Origin of the sequence: Modestobacter sp. VKM Ac-2977 (assembly GCF_026968045.1) — a bacterium.
Taxonomy (GTDB): domain Bacteria; phylum Actinomycetota; class Actinomycetes; order Mycobacteriales; family Geodermatophilaceae; genus Modestobacter.
This window is the reverse complement of record NZ_JAPVBQ010000003.1, coordinates 745230-764505: the sequence shown is the minus strand read 5'-3', so window position 1 is coordinate 764505 and position 19276 is coordinate 745230. Positions and strand designations below refer to the sequence as shown.

Below are 19276 nucleotides of genomic sequence, written 5' to 3'. Positions count from 1 at the left end.
CAGCGTAGGCGGGCGGCCGGGACACCCGGGGGCGGTCCTGGTGCACAGGCCAACCGACCCCTAGCGTGCACTCCGCAGCGCCGCCGATCCGGCGCGCCCGAGACCCGGAGGTCCCCCGTGGCCCACTCGACGGCTCCAGGGACCGTCGCCGCCGACCGCACCCCCCGCCGTCCCGGGCTGCCGGTGCGGTGCGGCGTGCGCGGCTGCGCCTGCGAGGACCCCCGCCAGCTGCGCAACGCCGCGAACCTGGTCACCGTGATCCGCACGCTGGCGTCGCTGGCGCTGGTGACCACCGCCGCCGTCCAGCACTCCTGGCCGTGGCTGCTCGCCGCCTACCTGACCTACTGGATCGGCGACTCCGCCGACGGCAACGTCGCCCGGTGGCGGGACCAGGAGACCCGCTTCGGGGCGGTGTTCGACGTGGTCTGCGACCGGATCAACTGCATCAGCTGCGCCCTGGTGCTGCTGATGTTCATCGACGCACCGTGGCCGGTCGCGGTCTTCCTCTTCCAGTTCGTCGTGGTCGACCTGCCGCTGACCCTGCTGCCGATGCGCTGGCCGGTGCTGTCGCCCAACTACTTCTTCCTCGTCGACCGGCTGGCCTGGACGCTGAACTGGCACGTGGTCGCCAAGGTCACCAACACCACCCTGCTGGTGCTGCTGCTGGTGTTCGTGCCCGACCAGCGGGTGGCCCTGGTCGCCGCCTCGGTGGTGCTGGTGATCAAGGTCTGGTCGCTGGGCCGGGTGCTCCGGCTGCCCCGGCCGACCGACGCGGTGCACGTCTCCCAGCCGACCCCGGGCGCCGCCGCCCGTGCCTGACGCCGGAACGATCGGCCTGATCGCGCTCGGCCTGGTGGTCGGCGCCGTCTCCGCGGTCACACCGTTCCTGCCGGTGGAGGCCTACGTGATCGGCCTGGCGGTCGCCCAGTCCCCCACCGTCGCCGTCGCCGGTGCCGTCGCCGCAGCCATCGGCCAGACCGCGGGCAAGGTGCTGCTGTTCTCCGCCGCCCGAGGCGCGACCAGCTCCCGCTGGCTGGAGCGGCTGCGCGAGCGCGGGGCGGCGGAGGCGTCCGCCATCGCCGCCGCCGAGGCCGCTGGGGAGCCACCCCCGGGCGGGCCGGTGAAGCGGGCGCTCCGGCCGGTGGGCCGCTGGCTGAGCCGGGTCAACGCCCGCGGCGTCGCGCTGCTGTCCGGCCGCTGGGGTCCCGGCGTCGTCCTGCTCAGCGGCTCGGTGGGCATCCCGCCGCTGCTGGCGATCGCCTTCTACGCCGGGACGTCGAAGATGAGCCTGCGGGCGTTCGTGGTGACCTGCCTGATCGGCCGGGCGATCCGGTTCGTCGTCCTGGCGCTGGTGCCCGACCTGTTCTGAGTGCGGGCCGCCGTAGCCTGACTCCTCGTGCACCGGCAGCTGACCCTCGTGGCCGCGCCGCCGCCGGAGGCGGCCGCGGCGGTGCTGTCCTCCGTCTGGCCGGCTCTCCTCCGCAGCCTGGACGGCGACGGGCCACTGGCCGTGCTGCCCGCCGGCACCGGGCCCGCCGACGCGGCGCGTGCGGTGCTCCGACCCGACGAGCCGCTGGAGCCGGGCACCGACCTGGTCGTGGTCACCTCCGGGTCGACCGGTACCGGCAAGGGCGTGCTGCTCTCCGCGGCAGCGCTCCGGGCCTCGGCGGCCGCCACCGCCGACCGGCTGGGCGACCCCGGCAGCTGGCTGCTCACCCTGCCGACCTCGGCGATCGGCGGGCTGCAGGTGCTGGTCCGCACCGCGCTGGCCGGCCGGGAGCCCGTCGTCCTCGGCCGGGGCGAGTCGCTGGCCACCGCCGCGGCCCGGCTGCCGGCCGGCGACCGCCGCTACGTCGCGCTGGTGCCCACCCAGCTGCGCCGGTACCTGGCCGACGAGCCGGCCGCGCTGGCCGCCTTCGACGGCGTGCTGATCGGCGGCGCCGCCACCGACCCCGCCCTGCTCGCCGCCGCCCGCCGCGCCGGTGTGCAGGTGCGCACCGCCTATGGCATGAGCGAGACCGCCAGCGGCTGCGTCTACGACGGCGTGCCGCTGGCGGGGGTGTCCGTGCGGGTGGCCGACGGGATCGAGCTGGCCGGCCCGGTGCTGGCGCACGGCTACCGGCTCGACCCGGCCGGGACGGCGGCCGCCTTCCGCGACGGCTGGTTCCGCACCCGGGACGCCGGCTCGCTGGACGACGCCGGCCGGCTCACCGTGCACGGCCGGCTGGACGACGTGGTGATCAGCGGCGGGGTCAACGTCTCCCCCCAGGCGGTCGAGGCGGTGCTGCGCGAGCACCCGTCGGTCACCGACGCGGTCGTCACCGGGCTCCCCGACCCCGAGTGGGGGCAGCGGGTGGTCGCCGCCGTCGTCGCCACCCCCGGCACCATCCCGGACCTGGCCGAGCTGCGCCCCTGGGTCACCGCCCGGCTCGGCGCGCCCTCCGCCCCCCGCGAGCTGACGGTCGTCGACGCCGTGCCCACCCTGCACACCGGCAAGCCCGACCGCCGGGCCGTCGCACGCACGCCGAGAGGAACCGACTGATGGCCACCCCCGCCCAGTGGCTGGCAGGCGCCCGACCCCGCACACTGCCCGCCGCACTCGCCCCGGTGCTCGTCGGCTCCGGCGCGGCGGCCGCGCTCGACGGGTTCCGGCTGGTGCCGGCGCTGCTCGCGCTGGCCGTCGCGCTCGCGCTGCAGGTGGCGGTCAACTACGCCAACGACTACTCCGACGGGAAGCGCGGCACCGACGCCGACCGGGTCGGCCCGATGCGGCTGGTCGGGTCCGGCGCGGCCACCCCGCACCAGGTGCTGGTCGCCGCGCTGGCGTCCTTCGCGGTGGCGGCAGTGGCCGGCCTGGCGCTCGCGGCGGTGTCCAGCTGGTGGCTCGTCGCCGTCGGTGCGGTGAGCATCCTGGCGGCCTGGACCTACACCGGCGGCCCGATCCCCTACGGCTACCGGGCGCTGGGCGAGGTCTTCGTCTTCGTCTTCTTCGGCCTGGTCGCCGTGGTCGGGACGACGTTCGCCCAGACCGAGACGCTGGACGGGCTCGCGTTCGCCGCCGCGGTGCCGATCGGGCTGCTCTCGACGGCGCTGCTGGTCGTCAACAACCTCCGCGACGTGCACGGGGACGCCGCCGTCGGCAAGCGGACGCTGGCGGTGCTCCTCGGCGAGGCCCGCACCCGGGTCTTCTACACCGGGCTGCTGGTCGTCGCCTTCGCCGTGATCGCCGGGATCGGCGTCGTCCGGCCCTGGGCGCTGCTCGGCCTGCTCGCCGCCCCGCTCGCGGTGCCGCCGGTGCGCACCGTGCTGGGTGGCGGCCGCGGGCCGGCGCTGATCGGCGCGCTCAAGGCCACCGGTCAGCTCACCCTGGTCACCGGCGTCCTGCTCGGCCTGGGCCTCGCCCTGAGCTGAGGCCCCGCTGCAGGGGCTTGCCGAGGGGTGGGGGCAGCAGGACCGTCAGGCGTCGTCGGCGGCGGTGCCGCGGAGCTCGGCGCGCAGCCGCTCCTTGCGCTCGTTGCGTGCCACCAGGGCACCGGTCAGCTGCTCGCGCACCCGGCCCAGCGCCAGGTAGGACACCGGCATCGCCAGCAGCACCCCGAACAGGAAGCCGGGGGTGCCGGGCAGTCCGAGCACCCACAGCAGCCCGATCAGCACGGCGGCGATGGCCAGCCGCCCGAGGGTGTAGATCGCCAGCCACTTCGCGACACCACCCTGGCTCGGCGCCCCGCCGTCGGTGCCCCCGGGCACGGAGGCCCCGGCTGCCCTCATCTGCTCAGCCACGACGGCCCTCCCACTTGGTCGACAGCACCACGGTCGTCCGGGTGCGTGCGACGCCCCGGACCCTGTTCAACGCACTGATGGTGTCCTCCAGTGCCCGGATGTCCGGAACCCGCACCTTGAGCACGTACCCCTCGCTGCCGGCGACCCGCCAGCAGTCCTCCACCGACGACAGCTCCGCCAGTGCCTCTTCCAGGCCGGTGTCGTCGACCTGGTCGCTCTCGATCACCCCGACCAGGGCGGTGACGCCGAGCCCGACCGAGGCCGGGTCGACCAGCGCCTGGTAGCCGGTGATCACACCGGCGGCCTCCAGCTTGCCGACCCGCTCGTGCACCGAGGGAGCCGAGAGCCCGACCTGCCGGGCGAGCTCGGCGTAGCTGGCCCGGCCGTTGGCCCGCAACAGGCTGATCAGCTGCTCGTCGACCGCGTCGATGTCGCCCTCCGGCTCCTCGGGTGTGCGCCCGGCGGACCGCCGGCGCAGGGCCCGCCCCGGTCGGGCAGGAGATCACCGGGTCCGAGTATCGCCGCGGTCGTACATTGGTGGCGATGAGGGGGGTGGCCTGATGGTCTTCCTGGTGATGTTGGTGATCGCGGTGGCCGTGGTCGTGCTCGTGATGCGCGCCGCGTCGGCGCAGGACGGTGGCCGAGGGGGGTCCGGCGGCATCGGTCGCCCGGAGCGCCCGCCGCGTGGACCCCGCCCGCCCCGGGCACAGCGGCCCACCCGGCCGGTGGCTCCCGACGACGACCCGGAGTTCCTGCGTGAGCTGGAGCGGCGGGCCCGTCGGGACGACGGCAGCCTGAACTGAGACCCGCGGGCCAGCTGGCCCGCCCCCCCCCGACGCACCACGAGCCGTCAGCCCTCGGGGGCTGACGGCTCGCTGCGCCTGGGCGTCCTGCTCAGGCGGCGTTGCCGCCTGAGCGCGCGGGCGAGGCGGCCGGGCTCCCGCCGAGCCACCGGCGCCAGCCGAGCCGGCGCCGGGCCGGTCGCCCGTCCCCGGTCGCCGGGCCCACGGGGGTCACGGCCACCGTGGTGGCGGACTCAGTCGGGTCGGTCTCCGTCGTGTCGACGGCCGCGGGGTACGTGGCGTCGTCCCGGTCCGGCCAGCCGAGGCCGGAGCCCTCACCAGGCTCGCCGGGCCAGCCGAGACCGCCGTCCTGCTGGCTCTCGACCTGCTGACCGTCGGGGAGGCCGGGCGCGTGCCGGGGCGGGCCCGGCTCCACCGACGTCGTCCGCTGCCGCAGCGCGGCCTCGACGATCGGGTCGACGCGGGCACCGTTCCCCGCCGAGTGCCTACCCACGGTGAACTCGACCGCGCTCAGTCATGCGGTCAGGATGACACGGTGTGCGCCCTGGGGCGCATCGTCCCATGAGTCGCGCGAGCTTGTTCCACCCGATCGTGACGGTGGGTGACCAGTCCGAGAACCAGGAGGCGTCAGACGCCGCCGTAGCTGTGCAGGCCGGTCGACACCAGGTTGACGAACAGCAGGTTGAAGATCATCACCACGAGACCGACGATGTTGATCCACGCCGAGGGGCGCCCCCGCCAACCGGCCGTGGTGCGGGCGTGCAGGTAGGCCGCGTAGACGATCCAGGCGATGAACGCCCAGGTCTCCTTCGGGTCCCAGCCCCAGAACCGGCCCCAGGCGCTCTCCGCCCAGATCGCGCCGGCGATGACCGCGAAGGTCCAGATGGGGAAGCCGAAGACGGCGGTGCGGTGAGCCGTGCGGTCCAGCGCCGCCGCCGTGGGCAGCCGGTCCAGCAGGGACGGGGCAGCGGACGCGCCCGTCGAGGCGCCGGCGGCCACCGTGGCGTCCCGCCGGGTGCGCACCAGGTAGAGCACGCTGGCGATGCCGCTGACGAAGAAGATGCCGAACCCGATGGTGGCGGTGCTCACGTGGATCGCCAGCCAGCTGGACCGCAAGGCGGCCACGAGCGGGCCGGCCTCGGCGTACAGGAACAGCCCGATCAGCACCATCGACAGCACCACGGGCGCCAGCAGGAAGACGCCGATGTGCCGCAGCGACGGCGCCCGCACGGCGAGCACCAGGTAGGCCACGACGGCGACCAGGACCACCGCGGTGGCGAACTCGTACATGTTGCCCCAGGGCAATCGGTCGGTGGCCATGCCCCGCGCGACCAGCACCCCGGCGTGGGTCACCGCGCCGAGGCCGGTCAGCACCATCGCGACCAGGCCCAGTCGCCGGGCCCGCGCCGGCTCGACCGGTTCCCCGGCGGCCGGGGCGTCGACCGGCGGCTGGGCGGGGACGCCACCGGCGGCGACCAGCTGCTCGGTGCGCCCGCGGACGGACCGGCCGAAGGCCAGCTCGGCGCAGAAGGCGACCACGGCCAGGGAGTACAGGCCGACGCTGATCGAGAACAGCGTGTCGGACAGTGCGGCCAACGACTCGTCGATCACGACGGCGGTGCCTCCTCATCGGGTGCCGGCCCGTGTCCACGGGCCGCTGGGGTGCTCGCCGGGGCGTCGGCGCGGGCGGCCAGGGCTGCCTGCACGTCCTCGGTGAGCGAGGTGAAGCGGGGACCGGTGTCAGCGCTGCCGCGGGTCAGCGAGCCGATCGACAGCACCGTACCCCCGCCGTCCGGTGCGGGACCGGAGCGGGCGAACACCCGCTCCCGGCGGACCAGCAGCATCCCCAGCAGGCCCACCAGGACGGCGATCGACGCCCCCAGGACCCACACCTGGCCGGGGTCGTGCGAGACCTGCAGGGCCGCGAACTCCTTCAGGCCGCTGAAGGTGACCACGGTGCCGTCGGGCAGGGTGGTCGACTCCCCGATGGCGAGGTTCGTCCGGGCCACCCGGTTCAGCAGACCCCGGTCGATCTGCTCCCGGTCCAGCGCGTAGACCGACTGCGGCAGGCCGGAGTCCAGCCCCAGGTAGCCGGTGTAGACGTCGATCCCGACCTTCGGGTCCAGCGGCCGCGGGTTGATCGAGGTCAGGAAGCCGGCCTCCAGGACGCCGGTCGGGGCGAGGAAGCCCTCGATCGCCAGTTGCTCGGTCGATCCGGCACCCAGGTCGGGCACCTTCAGCACGCCCTGGCTGAGCATCGTCCCCAGGTCGGCGGGGAGGAACGGCGCGGAGAGGTCGGTGAACGTCTGGCCGTCCGGCCGGGCGATGCTGAACACGGGGCTGAAGCCGTGCCCGGTGACGTAGACCCGGTCACCGCCCACCCGCAGCGGGTCGTTGACCCCGATGGTGGTGCCCACCGGGTCGGCGCCGTCCAGCTCCCAGCTGATGTCCGCGGTGTACGAGGCGGCGGTGAGGTTCTCCTCGTACACGGCCTCGAAGTCCTCGAGGTCCACGCACAGCCGCGAGAGGTCCTCCCCGTCGACCAGCGGCCCGGACCGGTGGGTGTCGTACTGCTGGAACGCGTTGCAGAAGCCCTGGCCCTCGGTCACCAGGATGCTGCCCTCGTAGCCCCAGAGCTTCCCGCCGGCCAGGCCGAGCAGCAGCGCCAGCAGCGAGAGGTGGAACAGCACGTTGCCGGTCTCCCGGAGGTAGCCCTTCTCCGCGGAGACCTCCGGACCGGACCGGCCCTCCCGGCGGACGACGCGGAAGCGGCGGACCCGCAGCTCCTCCTCCACCACGTCCAGAGCGGCCGGGCCGGCCAGCGAGGTGCTCAGCGCCGCCGACTCCGGCAGCCGCTGCAGGTGCCGGGGCGCCGTCGGCGGCGGGGTGAACAGCGACCGGCCGTGCTCGATCGCCCGGGGCACGACGCAGCCGATCAGCGAGATGAACAGCAGCAGGTAGATCGCCGCGAACCACGGCGAGCTGAAGACGTCGAACAGGTACAGCCGGTCCAGCCAGGGTCCGATCGTGGGGTACTCGGCCAGGTAGCCGGCCACGTCGCTCCGCGACAGCGACCGCTGCGGCAGCAGCGAACCCGGGATCGCCGCGACGGCCAGCAGGAACAGCAGGATCAGCGCCGTGCGCATCGCAGTGAGCTGCCGCCACCAGCGCAGCAGCCGGCCCGCCACCCGGCGGCCGGGCGAGGGCGGGGAGGGCGGGCTGGCCGGCGCGGCCGGGCGCGGCGGGGCCGTCGCTGTCACAGCGGCGCCGACTCGGCCAGACCGGTGGCGGCCAGCCAGCCGCGCAGCCACATCATCAGCTCGGTCCAGGCCCCGCTGACCAGCATCAGCCCGACGGCGATCAGCACGAACCCACCGACCCGGGTGACCGTGCGGGCGTTGCGGCGCAGGAACGACATCGCCCCTACGGCCCAGCGGGCACCCAGCGCCACGAGCACGAACGGCACACCGAGGCCCAGGCAGTAGGCCAGCCCCAGGAACGCGCCGCGCCCCACGGTCGCCTCGCTGAAGGCCAGGTTCTGCACCGCAGCGAGCGTGGGGCCCAGGCACGGCGTCCAGCCCAGGCCGAAGACGACGCCCAGCAGCGGGGCACCGGCCAGGCCGACGGCCGGGCGGGCGGTGATCCGGGCGGTGCGCTGCAGGAACGGCAGCCACCCCAGGAAGGCCAGTCCCACCACGATGGTCACCACGCCCATGGCTCGGGTGATCACGTCGTTGTACTCGAGCAGCAGCCGACCGAGCCCGCCGACGGCGCTGCTGATCGCCACGAAGACCACCGTGAAGCCGAGCACGAACAACACCGAGCCCAGCACCATCCGGCCGCGCGAGGCCCGCTCGTCGACCGGTCGGACGGCGGTGTCCACCGAGGAGCCGCCGGCGAGGGCCTGGCCCCCCGGCACAGCACCGGCCGACGCCGGGACCGGAGCCGGGACCGGAGCCGGGACCGGAGCCGCCGTCCCCTGGGCGCTGCCCACCAGGCCGGTGACGTAGGAGAGGTAGCCGGGGACCAGCGGCAGCACGCAGGGCGAGGCGAAGCTGATCAGCCCGGCCAGCGCCGCCACCGCGGCGGCGACCAGCAGCGGCCCGTCGCCGATCAGCTCCCTGATGGCCTCCACCACGGCTCAGGCCTCCCCGGTCAGCTGGGTGATCACGGTGCGCAGGTCGTCCTGGCGCACAGGACCGGTGTACACCGCGGCGACGCGTCCGTCCGGGTCGAGCAGGATCGTGGAGGGGACGGCGCTGGCCGGGTAGTCCCGGAACGCCAGGGCCACCTCACCGCGCGGGTCGTAGAGCGAGGGGAAGGTGATCCCCTTGCTCTCCACGAAGGCGTCGGCGAACTGCTGGTCGGTCTCCTTGACGTTCAGCCCGAGGAACTGGACACCGTCGTCCCGGACCTCCTCGTAGACCTCCTGGAACTCCGGGGTCTCCACCCGGCAGGGTGCGCACCACGAGCCCCAGAAGTTGAGCACCGCGACGTCCCCGGCCAGCTCGCCGGAGTCGAACTCCCCGCCGTCGAGCAGCGTGCCGGAGAAGCCCGGGGCGGTGGCCCGCTCTCCCTCCGGGATCACCTCGCCGTACGGCGTGGCCGCCTCGAAGCGGAACTCACCGCCGTTGTTCACGTCGACGGCGCCGTCCCCGGTGCTGCAGCCCGCGGTGAGCACCGCGGCTGCCCCCAGCGCCGCCGCCAGTCGGTCACGCACCGGGCACCGCGTCGGGGTCGGTGGCCCCGGCCGGCTCGGCGTACTCCAGCCGCACCAGCCGATCGCCGTCGTAGGTGAGCGAGGTGACGCTGGCCAGCCCGCACTCCCGCCGCCGCGGGTCGTGCAGGTAGCGACGGCCCTCCAGGTGCAGCCGCACCGTCCAGACAGGCAGCTGGTGGCTCACGCAGACGGCGGCGTGCCCGCGGGCGGCGTCCCGGGCCGTGTCGATCGCACCGAGCATCCGCGCGGCGATCTCCCGGTACGGCTCGCCCCACGACGGCGTCCACGGGTTGCGCAGCCGCCACCAGTTGCCCGGGTGCCGCATCGCCCCGTCACCGACGCCGAAGGTCTTGCCCTCGAAGGAGTTCCCGGCCTCGATCAGCCGCTCGTCCGTGGCGATCTCCAGCCCCAGCGTGTCGGCGATCGGGCGCGCGGTCTGCTGCGCGCGCTCCAGCGGGCTGGCCACCAGGTGCGTGACGTCGCGGTCGGCGAACCAGGCGGCCGCGGTGCGGGCCATGCCCTCGCCGGCCTCGCTCAGCCGGTAGCCGGGCAGCCGGCCGTAGAGCACGCCGGCGGGGTTGTGCACCTCGCCGTGCCGCATCAGGTGGACGACGGTCGTCTCGCTCACGGCTGCAGCTCCAGGGTGTCCTTGGCCTCGGGCGAGGCGGGGCCGCCGGCGGCGGCCGCGGCGGCCGACGCGGCGGCGGGCAGTGCGGCCAGCACGTGGTCGAGTGCCTCGTCGTCCAGGGCGGCGCTGACGAACCACGCCTCGAACGCCGAGGGCGGCAGGTAGACGCCGCGGGCGAGCATGGCGTGGAAGAAGGCGGTGTGCGCGGCGACGTCCTGGCTGCGGGCGTCGTCGTAGTCGCGCACCTGGCGCTCGTCCGGGACGAAGAACACCGAGAACATCGAGCCGGCCTGCTGCACCCGGTGCGGCACCCCGGCGGAGAAGAGCGCCGCGCTGGCGGCACCCCGCAGCAGGGCGGCGACGGAGTCGCAACGCTCGTAGACCTCGTCGGTGCACAGCCGCAGCGTGGTCAGCCCGGCGGCCACCGCGACCGGGTTCCCGGCCAGCGTGCCCGCCTGGTAGACCGGCCCGGACGGGGCCAGCTGGTCCATCACGTCGGCGCGCCCACCGAACGCCGCGGCCGGCATGCCACCGCCCATGACCTTGCCGAAGGTGAACAGGTCGGCGTCCACCGGGTCCAGGCCGTACCAACCGGCGCCGGAGACCCGGAACCCGGTCATCACCTCGTCGACCAGCAGCAGCGCCCCGTGCGCGGCGGTGATCCGGCGCAGGTGTCCGTTGAACCCGTCCAGCGGCGGGACGACGCCCATGTTGCCGGCGGCGGCCTCGGTGACCACGCAGGCGATCTGGTCGCCACGCTCGGCGAAGACCGCCTCGACCGCGGCGACGTCGTTGTAGGGGAGCACGATCGTGTCGGCCGCCGCGCCCGTGGTCACGCCCGGGGTGTCCGGCAGGCCGAGGGTGGCGACGCCGGACCCGGCGGACGCGAGCAGGGCGTCGACGTGGCCGTGGTAGCAGCCGGCGAACTTCACCACCAGCGGCCGGCCGGTGTACCCGCGGGCCAGTCGCACCGCGGAGAGGACCGCCTCCGTGCCGGAGTTGACCAGCCGCACCCGCTCGACCGGGGCCACCCGGGAGACGATCTCCTCCGCCAGCTCCGCCTCCGCGGCGGTGGGGGTGCCGAAGGTGAACCCGTTGCGGGCCGCGGCCGTGACGGCGGCCACCACCTCGGGGTGTGCGTGCCCCAGGATCATCGGACCCCAGGAGGCCACCAGGTCCACGTAGCGGCGGCCGTCGACGTCGGTCAGCCAGGGGCCCGAGCCCGAGGCCATGAACCGCGGGGTGCCACCGACGGCCCGGAAGGCGCGCACCGGGGAGTTCACCCCGCCGGGCGTCACCCGACCCGCCCGCTCGAACAGCTCTGCCGACACCGGGGCCTCGTACGGGTAGGGCTCAGTCACGGTCCCACTCTCCCAGGCGCTCCGGTGTCCGCGCCGCCCACGGGGCGGACGGTGAGCAGCGCCACTCTGTGCCCGACTCGCTACCGGCGCAGCCAGCGGGCGGCCTCGACCGCCCAGTAGGTCAGCACCGAACCCGCACCGGCCCGCCGGATCGAGGTCAGCGTCTCCAGGACAGCCCGCTCGCGGTCGACCCAGCCGTTGGCGGCGGCCGCCTCGACCATCGCGTACTCGCCGCTGACCTGGTAGGCGGCCACCGGGACGTCGACGGCGTCGGCCACCCGGGCGATGACGTCCAGGTAGGGCCCGGCCGGCTTGACCATCACCGCGTCCGCGCCCTCGGCGATGTCCTGCGCCACCTCGCGCAGCGCCTCGTCGGTGTTCGGCGGGTCCATCTGGTAGGTCGAGCGGTCACCGAACTGCGGCGCACCCTCGGCCGCCTCGCGGAAGGGCCCGTAGAACCCGGAGGCGTACTTGGCGGCGTAGGCCAGGATCGGCGTCTCGGTGTACGCGGCACTGTCCAGCCCGGCGCGGATCGCCGCGACCTGGCCGTCCATCATCCCGCTCGGGGCGATCACGTGCGCCCCGGCCTGGGCCTGGGCGATCGCGACGGCGGCGTACCGGTCGAGCGTCGGGTCGTTGTCGACCACGCCCGCCGGGGTGACCACGCCGCAGTGCCCGTGGTCGGTGTACTCGCAGAGGCACAGGTCGGCCATCAGGACGAGCTCGTCGCCGAGGTCGGCCCGCAGCTGCTGCAGCGCCGCGTTGACCACGCCGTCGGCCGCGTCGGCCTGGGAGCCCACCGCGTCCTTGTCCGCCGGGATGCCGAACAGCATCAGCCCGCTGATCCCGGCCTCGGCCGCCTCGGCGGCGGCCTTCCGCAGCGACTCGGGGCTGTGCTGGACGACGCCGGGCATGGAGCTGATCGGCACCGGTTCGGCGATGCCCTCCTTGACGAACACCGGCAGCACCAGGTCGGCCGGGGACAGCCGGGTCTGCGCCGTCCACCGGCGCATGGCCGGGGTCGAGCGCAGCCGACGACCCCGGGCGAACCCGGGGTTCGTGCCGCCCTGGCCGGAGGTCACGTGGGGTCCCCGGCCTCCGCCTCGGCCCGGCGGGCCTGGGCGAACTCGGCGAGCGCGTCGACCAGCGGGCCGACGGCCGCGGTCTCCGGCTGCACGTCCACCCGCAGGCCGAACTCGGTGGCGCTGGCCGCGGTGGCCGGGCCGATCACCGAGACGACGGTGCGGGCGTGCGGCTTGCCCGCGATGCCGACCAGGTTGCGCACGGTCGAGGACGAGGTGAAGCAGACGGCGTCGAAGCCGCCGCCCTTGATCGCCTCGCGCACCGCGGCCGGCGGCGGCGCCGCCCGCACGGTGCGGTAGGCGGTGACGTCGTCGATCTCCCAGCCGCGCTCCTTGAGCCCGGCCGCGAGGGTCTCGGTGGCAATGTCGGCCCGGGGCAGCAGCACCCGGTCGATCGGGTCGAAGACGTCGTCGTACGGCGGGAAGTCGGCCAGCAGGCCCTCGCTGGACTGGTCGCCGCTGGGCACCAGCTCGGGCACGATGCCGAACTCGCGCACCGCGTCGGCGGTCTGCTGCCCGACACAGGCGACCTTGACCCCGGCGAAGGCGCGGGCGTCCAGGCCGAGCTCGGCGAACTTCTCGCGGACGGCGCGCACCGCGTTGGTCGAGGTGAAGACGATCCAGCCGTAGCGGCCGGTGACCAGGCCCTTGACCGCGCGGTCCATCTGCGCGGGGCTGCGGGGCGGCTCGACGGCGATCGTCGGCACCTCCACCGGCACGGCCCCGTAGGCGCGCAGCCGCTCGCTCATGTCGCCGGCCTGCTCCTTGGTGCGCGGCACCAGCACCCGCCAGCCGAACAGCGGGCGGCTCTCCCACCAGGAGAGCTTGGCGCGCTTGTCGACCACGGCGCCGACGGTGACCACCACCGGCCCGGCCAGGCTGTCCAGCCCGGCGGACTTCTCGGCGACGGCGGCGAGCTTGGCGGCGACGCTCTTCTGCGCCGTCCCGGTGCCCTGGGTGGTGACGACGACCGGGGTGTTGCCGGACAGGCCGCCGTCGAGGAGGCCGGCCGCGGCGGTGGCCACCTGGTCGGCGTCGGCCTGCAGCACCAGCGGGCTGCCGGTGCCCGTCGCGGCGGCGGCCAGCGCCGCCAGGTCGACCGGGGCGTCGTGGGTGCGCAGGTCCGCCTGGACCGAGCTGGCCCCCAGCGGGACGCCGGCGTAGGCGGGCACGGCGGTGCCGATCGCGACGCCCGGGACGACGTCGAACGCGACGCTGGTGCGGGTGACCGCCAGCGCCTCCTTGACCACGGCGTCGCTGGTGAACGGGTCACCGGCGATCAGCCGGACGACGACGCTGCCGTTCTTGGCCGCGGCCACCGCGGACTTGGCCACCTCGGCCGGCTCGCCGCTGACCGTGGTCAGCTCGAGGTCCGGGTGGGCCTCCAGCAGCGCCTCGCGGACGGCGGCGGAGACCTCGGGGTCGGCCAGCACCGTGTCGGCGCCGGCGATCGCGGCGCTGGCCCGGACGGTCAGCAGCTCCGGGTCACCGGGCCCGGCGCCCACGAAGACCACCGTGCCCTTGCCGTTGCCGTTCTGCTTGCGTGAGCGCGTCATCGCGTGCTCCTGTTCCTGCCCCCGGAGGGGGTCGCTGCGGGTGGTACGGGACGGATGGGGCGGGGGGCGCGGCCCCCGCGGGGGGCGGTCACCGGCTGGCCGCCATGAGCGCAGCCGCGCCGCGGTCCAGCAGCTCGGCAGCCAGCTCGCGCCCCAGGGACTCGGCCGCGACAGCCGGCCCGGTGATCGAGCTCCGGACGCCGTCGCTGCCGTCGAGGGCGGTGACCGACGCGCGCAGGTAGAGCTCCGCGGCGCCGTCCTCGTCCTCGGCGAGCTCGGCGTGTGCGGCCACCGGGGCGCTGCACCCGGCCTCCAGCGCGGCGAGCACCGCACGCTCGGCCGCCACGCAGGCCCGGGCCGTGGGGTCGTCGAGCACGGCGAGCAGCTCACGGACCCGGGTGTCGTCGGTGCGGCACTCCACGGCGAGGGCGCCCTGCGCCGGAGCGGGGAGCACCTGGATCGGGTCGAGCACCTCGGTCACCGCCGACAACCGGTCGAGCCGGGCCAGACCGGCCCGGGCCAGGACGACGGCGTCGAGGTCCCCGGAGGTGACCCGGCCCATCCGGGTGTCGACGTTGCCGCGGATCGGCACGATCTCCAGGCCGAGGCCCAGGGCGCGCAGCTGGGCCACCCGGCGGGGGGCACCGGTGCCGATCCGGGAGCCGGCGGGCAGCTCCCCGAGGGTCAGGCCGTCGCGAGCGACGAGCACGTCGCGGGGGTCCTGCCGCGGCGGGACGGCGGCCACGGTCAGGCCCGGGCTCGGCGAGGTCGGCAGGTCCTTGAAGCTGTGGACGGCGAGGTCGACGGTGCCCTGCTGCAGGGCGTCGCGCAGGGCGGTGACGAAGACCCCGGTGCCGCCGAGCTGGTTGATCGCCTCGGTGGACCGGTCGCCGTAGGTGCTGATGTGCACCAGCTCGACCGGCACGCCGGTGGCCGCGGTGAGCGCATCGGCGACGTGCTGGGACTGGGTGAGCGCCAGCTGGCTCGCCCGGGTGCCCAGCCGCAGCGGCGACTCCACGCCGGTCACGCGGCGCCGCCGGTGCGCCCGTCGCGGGTGGCGTCGATCCGCGGGTCCAGCGCCGACAGCGGGGTGCCGGCCGGCAGCTCGGGGTCGACGGTGACCGCGTCGGAGAGGCTGGTGCGCTCCCCGTCGGTGGCACCGGAAAGCCCCAGCCCGAACAGCGCACGCAGCGCGTCGGCGTAGTCGGTGCCGCCGGGGGCACCGGCCAGCTCCTTCACCCGGACGGTGGGTTCGTGCAGCAGCTTGTCGACCACCCGGCGGACGGTGCGGGCGATCTCGCTGCGCGCCTTGGCGTCCAGGTCGGGCAGGCGCGTGGACAGCCGGAGCAGCTCGGCGTCGACCACCTCGGCGGCCTGGCTGCGCAGCGCCGAGACGGTGGGGGCCACCGCGGCGGCCTGCCGCTCGGCGCGCAGCAGCGAGGTCTCCAGCTCGACCAGGGCGTGCGCGGCGGCGATGTCGTCGGCGGCGACGGAGCCGGCCACCGGCTGGCCGGGGTGCGCGGCGCGCTCCCCCTGCAGCATCGCCAGGTCCACCACGTGCACGCCGGGCAGCCCGGCCACCGAGGCGTCGACGTCACGCGGGAGCGCGAGGTCCACGATGACCAGCGGCCGGCCGGCCCGCCCGAGGAGGGCCTCCTCGACCAGGTCGGTGCCGATGACGGTGCCGGTGGCGCCGGTGCAGGTGACCAGGACGTCGGCCGCGGCGAGTTCGGCGGGCAACTGCTCGAGGTCGGCCTGCCGACCGCCGATCGACTCGGCCAGCCGGGCGGCGCTGGCCGGCGTCCGGCTGCTGACGGTGACCGCCGCGCCGCGGCGGGCCAGGGTGGTCGCGGCCAGGGCGCCCATCGACCCGGCGCCGACGACCAGCACCGGGCGGTCGGCGAGCTCACCGAGGGTCTCCGAGACCCGGTCCAGGGCCACCGAGACCAGGGACGCGCCGGCCCGGTCGATGCCGGTCTCGGCGTGCACCCGCTTGCCCACGCGCAGCGCCCGCTGGGCGATCGGGTGCAGCTCCCGCCCGACCGTGCCCTCCTCCTGGGCGAGGGCGTAGGCGGCGCGCAGCTGCCCGAGCACCTGGGTCTCACCGACGACCATCGAGTCCAGGCCCGCGGCGACGGTGCACAGGTGCCCGATCGCCTGGTCCTCGTAGTAGACGGTGACGTACGGGGAGAGCTCCTCCACCGTCGCGCCGGCGTGCCGGGCGAGCACCCGGCTGACGTCGGTGATCCCGCCGTGGAAGCGGTCGACCTCGGCGAACACCTCGATCCGGTTGCAGGTGGCCAGCACGATGGCCTCGGAGACGTGGTCGCTCTCGACCAGCTCGTGCAGGGTCTTGACCTTGTCGTCGCCGGTCATGCTCACCTGCTCGAGCAGGGCCACCGGCGCCGTCTGGTGGCTGATGCCGACCGCGAGCAGGCTCATCGGGCGACCCCCTGGGCGGCCCGCAGCGGGGCCAGCAGCGGCGGCGTCCCGTCGCGCTGCTGGTCCAGGAAGGCCAGCACCTGCAGCTCCACGGACAGGTCGACCTTGCGGACGTCGACACCCGCAGGGACCGTCAACGCCACCGGCGCGAAGTTCAAGATGCTCCTCACCCCGACCGAGACGAGTCGGTCGCAGACCGACTGGGCCACCTCGGCCGGTGTCGTGATGACGCCGATCGTCGCGTGGGTCTCGGCGACGAGGGCCTCCAGCTCCTGAACCGGGCGGACCTGGAGGCCGCCGACCCGGTGCCCGACCGTCGCGGGGTCGGTGTCCAGCAGGCCGACGAACTCGAAGCCCCGGCTGGCGAACCCGGCGTAGTCGGCCAGCGCCGACCCCAGCCGGCCGATCCCGATGAGCACACAGGGCCGGGAGCGCTCCCCGCCGAGGGCGTCGGTGAGCCGGTCCCGCAGACCCGACACCGAGTAGCCGACCCCGCGGACGCCGCAGGGACCGAGGTAGGACAGGTCCTTGCGCAGACCGGCGGGGTTCACCCCGGCCGCCGAGGCGAGCTCCCCGGAGGAGACGTGACTGCGACCGCCGTCGGCGAGGCCGGCCAGCACCCTCAGGTACACGGCCAACCGGGCAACGGTGGCCTCCGGGATGATCCGGGGCCGCGACTGGGGCACGGGCAGACTCCACAGCGATCCGAACGCACTCCCGGACGGGCCGGGGACGATCGGGGGGACTCAGACAGGTCAGGGAGACGGGCACGTCGGCGCCCGGCAAACGCCACGGTAACCGCTTGTGAACGCCTGAACAAAGTCGCCGAGGGCGTCCGCGCAGGTGACGGGCGCTCGCTGTGGTGAGGACCACGCCCCAGGAACCCCCGGACGGGTGCCCCAGCATCTCACCGGCCCCCGGCGTCGTCCCATCCGGGGCGGGTCAGTGCGGCGCGGGGATGCCCAGGTCGCTGCGGAGCCGCGGGACGTCGACGGTGAAGTGGCTGTGCTCCCGGCCGTCCAGCAGGACCACCGGCACCCGGTCGCCGTACTCGATCCGCAGCTCCGGGTCGGTGTCGACGTCGACCAGCGAGACGCCCAGGCCGGCCTCCCCGGCGATCCGGGTCAGCGTCTCCGCGGCGATGAAGCACAGGTGACAGCCCTCGCGGCTCAGCAGCTGCAGCCGGGGCGCCGACTCAGTCATCGGAGGCCTCCCCCACCGCCGACGGCTCGGCGTCCGCCGCGGCCGCGGCCCGCTCCAGCCCGAGCTCGCGGAGCCGGGCCCGGCTGACCTTGCCGGCCAGGGAGTGCGGCAGCTCGGGGACGAAGTGGACGGCCACCGGGACCTTGAACCGGGCCAGCGACCGGCCGGCGTGCTCGCGCAGCTGCTCCTCCGTCACCTCCGCGCCGGGGGTGCGGACGACGACGGCGTGCACCGCCTCGCCGCGGCGCTGGTCCGGCACGCCGATCACCGCGCTCTCGGCGACCTCGGGGTGCTCGTCCAGCACCCGCTCCACCTCACCCGGGTAGACGTTGAAGCCGCTGACCAGCACCAGGTCCCGGCGCCGGTCGACCAGCTTGAGGTCGCCCTGGGCGTCGCGGTAGGCGATGTCGCCGGTGAGCAGCCAGCCCTCGTCGTCCGGCCCGTCGGCCCCGTCGGGCCAGTAGCCGCCGAACAGGTTGGGGCCGCGCACGCAGATCTCCCCGGTCTCCCCGTCGGCGTCCTCGTCGCCGAACGGATCGCCCCAGACGTCGGCCCGCACCCGGCTGCCCGGGTCCGGCCCGGCGGTCGGCCCGCCCGCGGTGTCCCGCAGCACCAGCTCCACCCCGGGCAGCGGACCGCCGATGCACTCCGGCTTCGCCCGCCCGGTGGCCAGCGTGCTGGTCAGCACCGGGGCGGCCTCGGTCAGCCCGTACCCCTCCCAGACCGTGACCGCGGCGCGGGTGCGCATGGCCTCGAACAGCGCACCGGGCATCGGCGCAGATCCGCAGCTGGCGGTGCGCACGGCGGCGAACCCCCGGCGGAGCACGGCGTCGCTGCCCGCCGCGTCGGCCACCGCCAGCCAGGCGGCGTACATCGGCGGGGCACCCGGCACCGCCGACACCTCCTCGGCGGCCATCAGTGCCAGCGACCCCGCCGGGTCGAACTCGTCCAGCAGCACCGCGCAGGCACCGGTGGCCGCGACCAGGCCCCAGCCGCTGTTGAAGCCGTAGACGTGGAACAGCGGCAGGGTCAGCAGCACCCGGTCGCCGGCGCGCACCGGCGGCGGCTGCAGTGCCAGGCACTGCTGCTGGTTGGCCAGCAGCGCGGCGTGGGTGAGCATCGCGCCGCGGGGCAGCCCGGTGGTGCCGCTGGTGTAGGCCAGCAGGGCCAGCGCGTCGGGGTCGGCCGGGTCGGCCGGCGGCGGGCCGTCGGCTGCCGGGGGCCCGACACACACCGGGACGCCGACCAGCTCGGGCCGCTCCCCCGCCACCACGAACAGCCGGGACCCGGAGTCGGCCAGCAGGTGGGAGACCTCCGGGTCGGTGTAGGCGGTGTTGACCGGGACGACGACCAGCCCGGCACGCAGCGCACCCATCACCGCGACGACCCAGTCCACGCCGTTGGGCAGCTGCACCGCCACCCGGTCACCGGCGTGCAGTCCGCGCTCGAGGTACCCCACAGCCGCCCGGTCGGTCAGGGCGTCGACCTCCGACCAGGTCAGCCGGCGTTCGCCGTGGACCAGCGCCGGCGCGTCGCCGTGGCCCGCGGCCGCGCGGCGGACGAGCGCGGAGAAGGAGCGCACCGCACCGTCCTGCTCGTGGCCGTCCTGCTCGTGGCCGTCCTGCTCGTGGCCGTCCTGCTCGTGCGGTTCTCGTTCGACCGGCACGACGGACCTCCGCGGGGGCAGCAGCCGTCTCGGAC

At 75.3% G+C, this 19276-nt stretch carries 21 protein-coding genes; 5 read left to right on the top strand and 16 right to left on the bottom strand.

Features of this window, described 5'->3' with window-relative positions; translation table 11 throughout:
* Positions 1–117 precede the first annotated feature (117 nt).
* Genes O2V63_RS16565 through O2V63_RS16550 form a run of 4 tightly spaced genes read left to right on the top strand, consistent with a single transcriptional unit; the run spans position 118 to position 3411 of the window.
* Positions 118–819, top strand: a complete 702-nt coding sequence (locus tag O2V63_RS16565) for a CDP-alcohol phosphatidyltransferase family protein (RefSeq protein WP_269168648.1) — start codon at positions 118–120, stop codon at positions 817–819.
* Positions 812–1369: a hypothetical protein gene (locus O2V63_RS16560; protein ID WP_269168647.1), complete on the top strand. Its 558-nt coding sequence runs from the start codon at positions 812–814 to the stop codon at positions 1367–1369. Before O2V63_RS16565 ends, O2V63_RS16560 begins: the two co-directional genes overlap by 8 nt.
* Before the next feature lie 27 nt (positions 1370–1396).
* Positions 1397–2542: an o-succinylbenzoate--CoA ligase gene (gene menE, locus O2V63_RS16555; protein WP_269168646.1), complete on the top strand. Its 1146-nt coding sequence runs from the start codon at positions 1397–1399 to the stop codon at positions 2540–2542.
* Positions 2542–3411 (top strand): 1,4-dihydroxy-2-naphthoate polyprenyltransferase, encoded by an 870-nt coding sequence (locus tag O2V63_RS16550; protein ID WP_269168645.1) that lies wholly within the window; start codon positions 2542–2544, stop codon positions 3409–3411. Before menE ends, O2V63_RS16550 begins: the two co-directional genes overlap by 1 nt.
* A gap of 45 nt (positions 3412–3456) precedes the next feature.
* Here O2V63_RS16550 and O2V63_RS16545 read toward each other — a convergent pair whose 3' ends face one another.
* Positions 3457–3780 (bottom strand): DUF4229 domain-containing protein, encoded by a 324-nt coding sequence (locus O2V63_RS16545; RefSeq protein WP_269168644.1) that lies wholly within the window; start codon positions 3778–3780, stop codon positions 3457–3459.
* The gene (locus O2V63_RS16540) at positions 3773–4210 is read right to left on the bottom strand and encodes an Lrp/AsnC family transcriptional regulator (protein ID WP_269179138.1); all 438 of its coding nucleotides are present in this window, start codon (positions 4208–4210) and stop codon (positions 3773–3775) included. Before O2V63_RS16540 ends, O2V63_RS16545 begins: the two co-directional genes overlap by 8 nt.
* A 130-nt stretch (positions 4211–4340) precedes the next feature.
* On the opposite strand from O2V63_RS16540, the gene O2V63_RS16535 reads away from it, so the two are divergent.
* Positions 4341–4583 (top strand): hypothetical protein, encoded by a 243-nt coding sequence (locus O2V63_RS16535; RefSeq protein WP_036333158.1) that lies wholly within the window; start codon positions 4341–4343, stop codon positions 4581–4583.
* Positions 4584–4674: 91 nt separating this feature from the next.
* On the opposite strand, the gene O2V63_RS16530 is transcribed toward O2V63_RS16535, so the two are convergent.
* The 14 genes from O2V63_RS16530 to O2V63_RS16465 all read right to left on the bottom strand — a co-directional run bounded on the left by O2V63_RS16530 (position 4675) and on the right by O2V63_RS16465 (position 19241).
* Positions 4675–5076 carry a hypothetical protein gene (locus O2V63_RS16530; protein ID WP_269168642.1) on the bottom strand — a complete coding sequence of 134 codons (402 nt, stop codon included), beginning with the start codon at positions 5074–5076 and terminating at the stop codon, positions 4675–4677.
* A 134-nt stretch (positions 5077–5210) separates the two neighbouring features.
* Positions 5211–6194 carry a c-type cytochrome biogenesis protein CcsB gene (gene ccsB, locus O2V63_RS16525; protein WP_269168641.1) on the bottom strand — a complete coding sequence of 328 codons (984 nt, stop codon included), beginning with the start codon at positions 6192–6194 and terminating at the stop codon, positions 5211–5213.
* Positions 6191–7843 (bottom strand): cytochrome c biogenesis protein ResB, encoded by a 1653-nt coding sequence (resB, locus tag O2V63_RS16520; protein ID WP_269168640.1) that lies wholly within the window; start codon positions 7841–7843, stop codon positions 6191–6193. Before resB ends, ccsB begins: the two co-directional genes overlap by 4 nt.
* Entirely contained in the window at positions 7840–8718 is an 879-nt protein-coding gene (locus O2V63_RS16515) for a cytochrome c biogenesis protein CcdA (protein ID WP_269168639.1), read from the bottom strand. The genes resB and O2V63_RS16515 overlap by 4 nt, the downstream gene beginning before the upstream one ends.
* A gap of 6 nt (positions 8719–8724) precedes the next feature.
* Positions 8725–9303: a TlpA family protein disulfide reductase gene (locus O2V63_RS16510; protein WP_269168638.1), complete on the bottom strand. Its 579-nt coding sequence runs from the start codon at positions 9301–9303 to the stop codon at positions 8725–8727.
* Positions 9296–9931 carry a histidine phosphatase family protein gene (locus O2V63_RS16505; RefSeq protein WP_036333148.1) on the bottom strand — a complete coding sequence of 212 codons (636 nt, stop codon included), beginning with the start codon at positions 9929–9931 and terminating at the stop codon, positions 9296–9298. Before O2V63_RS16505 ends, O2V63_RS16510 begins: the two co-directional genes overlap by 8 nt.
* Positions 9928–11292 carry a glutamate-1-semialdehyde 2,1-aminomutase gene (hemL, locus tag O2V63_RS16500; RefSeq protein WP_269168637.1) on the bottom strand — a complete coding sequence of 455 codons (1365 nt, stop codon included), beginning with the start codon at positions 11290–11292 and terminating at the stop codon, positions 9928–9930. Before hemL ends, O2V63_RS16505 begins: the two co-directional genes overlap by 4 nt.
* An 80-nt stretch (positions 11293–11372) precedes the next feature.
* Complete coding sequence (hemB, locus tag O2V63_RS16495; RefSeq protein WP_269168636.1) at positions 11373–12374, bottom strand: porphobilinogen synthase; 1002 nt, start codon at positions 12372–12374, stop codon at positions 11373–11375.
* The gene (locus O2V63_RS16490; protein ID WP_269168635.1) at positions 12371–13930 is read right to left on the bottom strand and encodes a uroporphyrinogen-III synthase; all 1560 of its coding nucleotides are present in this window, start codon (positions 13928–13930) and stop codon (positions 12371–12373) included. The genes hemB and O2V63_RS16490 overlap by 4 nt, the downstream gene beginning before the upstream one ends.
* 88 nt (positions 13931–14018) lie before the next feature.
* Complete coding sequence (gene hemC, locus O2V63_RS16485) at positions 14019–14957, bottom strand: hydroxymethylbilane synthase (RefSeq protein WP_269168634.1); 939 nt, start codon at positions 14955–14957, stop codon at positions 14019–14021.
* Entirely contained in the window at positions 14954–16372 is a 1419-nt protein-coding gene (locus O2V63_RS16480; protein WP_269168633.1) for a glutamyl-tRNA reductase, read from the bottom strand. The genes hemC and O2V63_RS16480 overlap by 4 nt, the downstream gene beginning before the upstream one ends.
* Complete coding sequence (locus tag O2V63_RS16475) at positions 16369–17058, bottom strand: redox-sensing transcriptional repressor Rex (protein ID WP_269168632.1); 690 nt, start codon at positions 17056–17058, stop codon at positions 16369–16371. The genes O2V63_RS16480 and O2V63_RS16475 overlap by 4 nt, the downstream gene beginning before the upstream one ends.
* A gap of 256 nt (positions 17059–17314) precedes the next feature.
* Entirely contained in the window at positions 17315–17575 is a 261-nt protein-coding gene (locus tag O2V63_RS16470) for a glutaredoxin family protein (protein ID WP_269168631.1), read from the bottom strand.
* Positions 17568–19241 (bottom strand): class I adenylate-forming enzyme family protein, encoded by a 1674-nt coding sequence (locus tag O2V63_RS16465; protein WP_269168630.1) that lies wholly within the window; start codon positions 19239–19241, stop codon positions 17568–17570. Before O2V63_RS16465 ends, O2V63_RS16470 begins: the two co-directional genes overlap by 8 nt.
* Positions 19242–19276: the final 35 nt, after the last annotated feature.

What these genes read in the sequence shown, in the direction of transcription:
- O2V63_RS16550 (WP_269168645.1), top strand. Translation starts at nt 2,542, where the DNA reads ATGGCCACCCCCGCCCAGTGGCTGGCAGGCGCCCGACCCCGCACACTG.
- O2V63_RS16535 (WP_036333158.1), top strand. Translation starts at nt 4,341, where the DNA reads ATGGTCTTCCTGGTGATGTTGGTGATCGCGGTGGCCGTGGTCGTGCTC.
- O2V63_RS16490 (WP_269168635.1), bottom strand. Translation starts at nt 13,930, where the DNA reads ATGACGCGCTCACGCAAGCAGAACGGCAACGGCAAGGGCACGGTGGTC.
- O2V63_RS16480 (WP_269168633.1), bottom strand. Translation starts at nt 16,372, where the DNA reads ATGAGCCTGCTCGCGGTCGGCATCAGCCACCAGACGGCGCCGGTGGCC.
- O2V63_RS16470 (WP_269168631.1), bottom strand. Translation starts at nt 17,575, where the DNA reads ATGACTGAGTCGGCGCCCCGGCTGCAGCTGCTGAGCCGCGAGGGCTGT.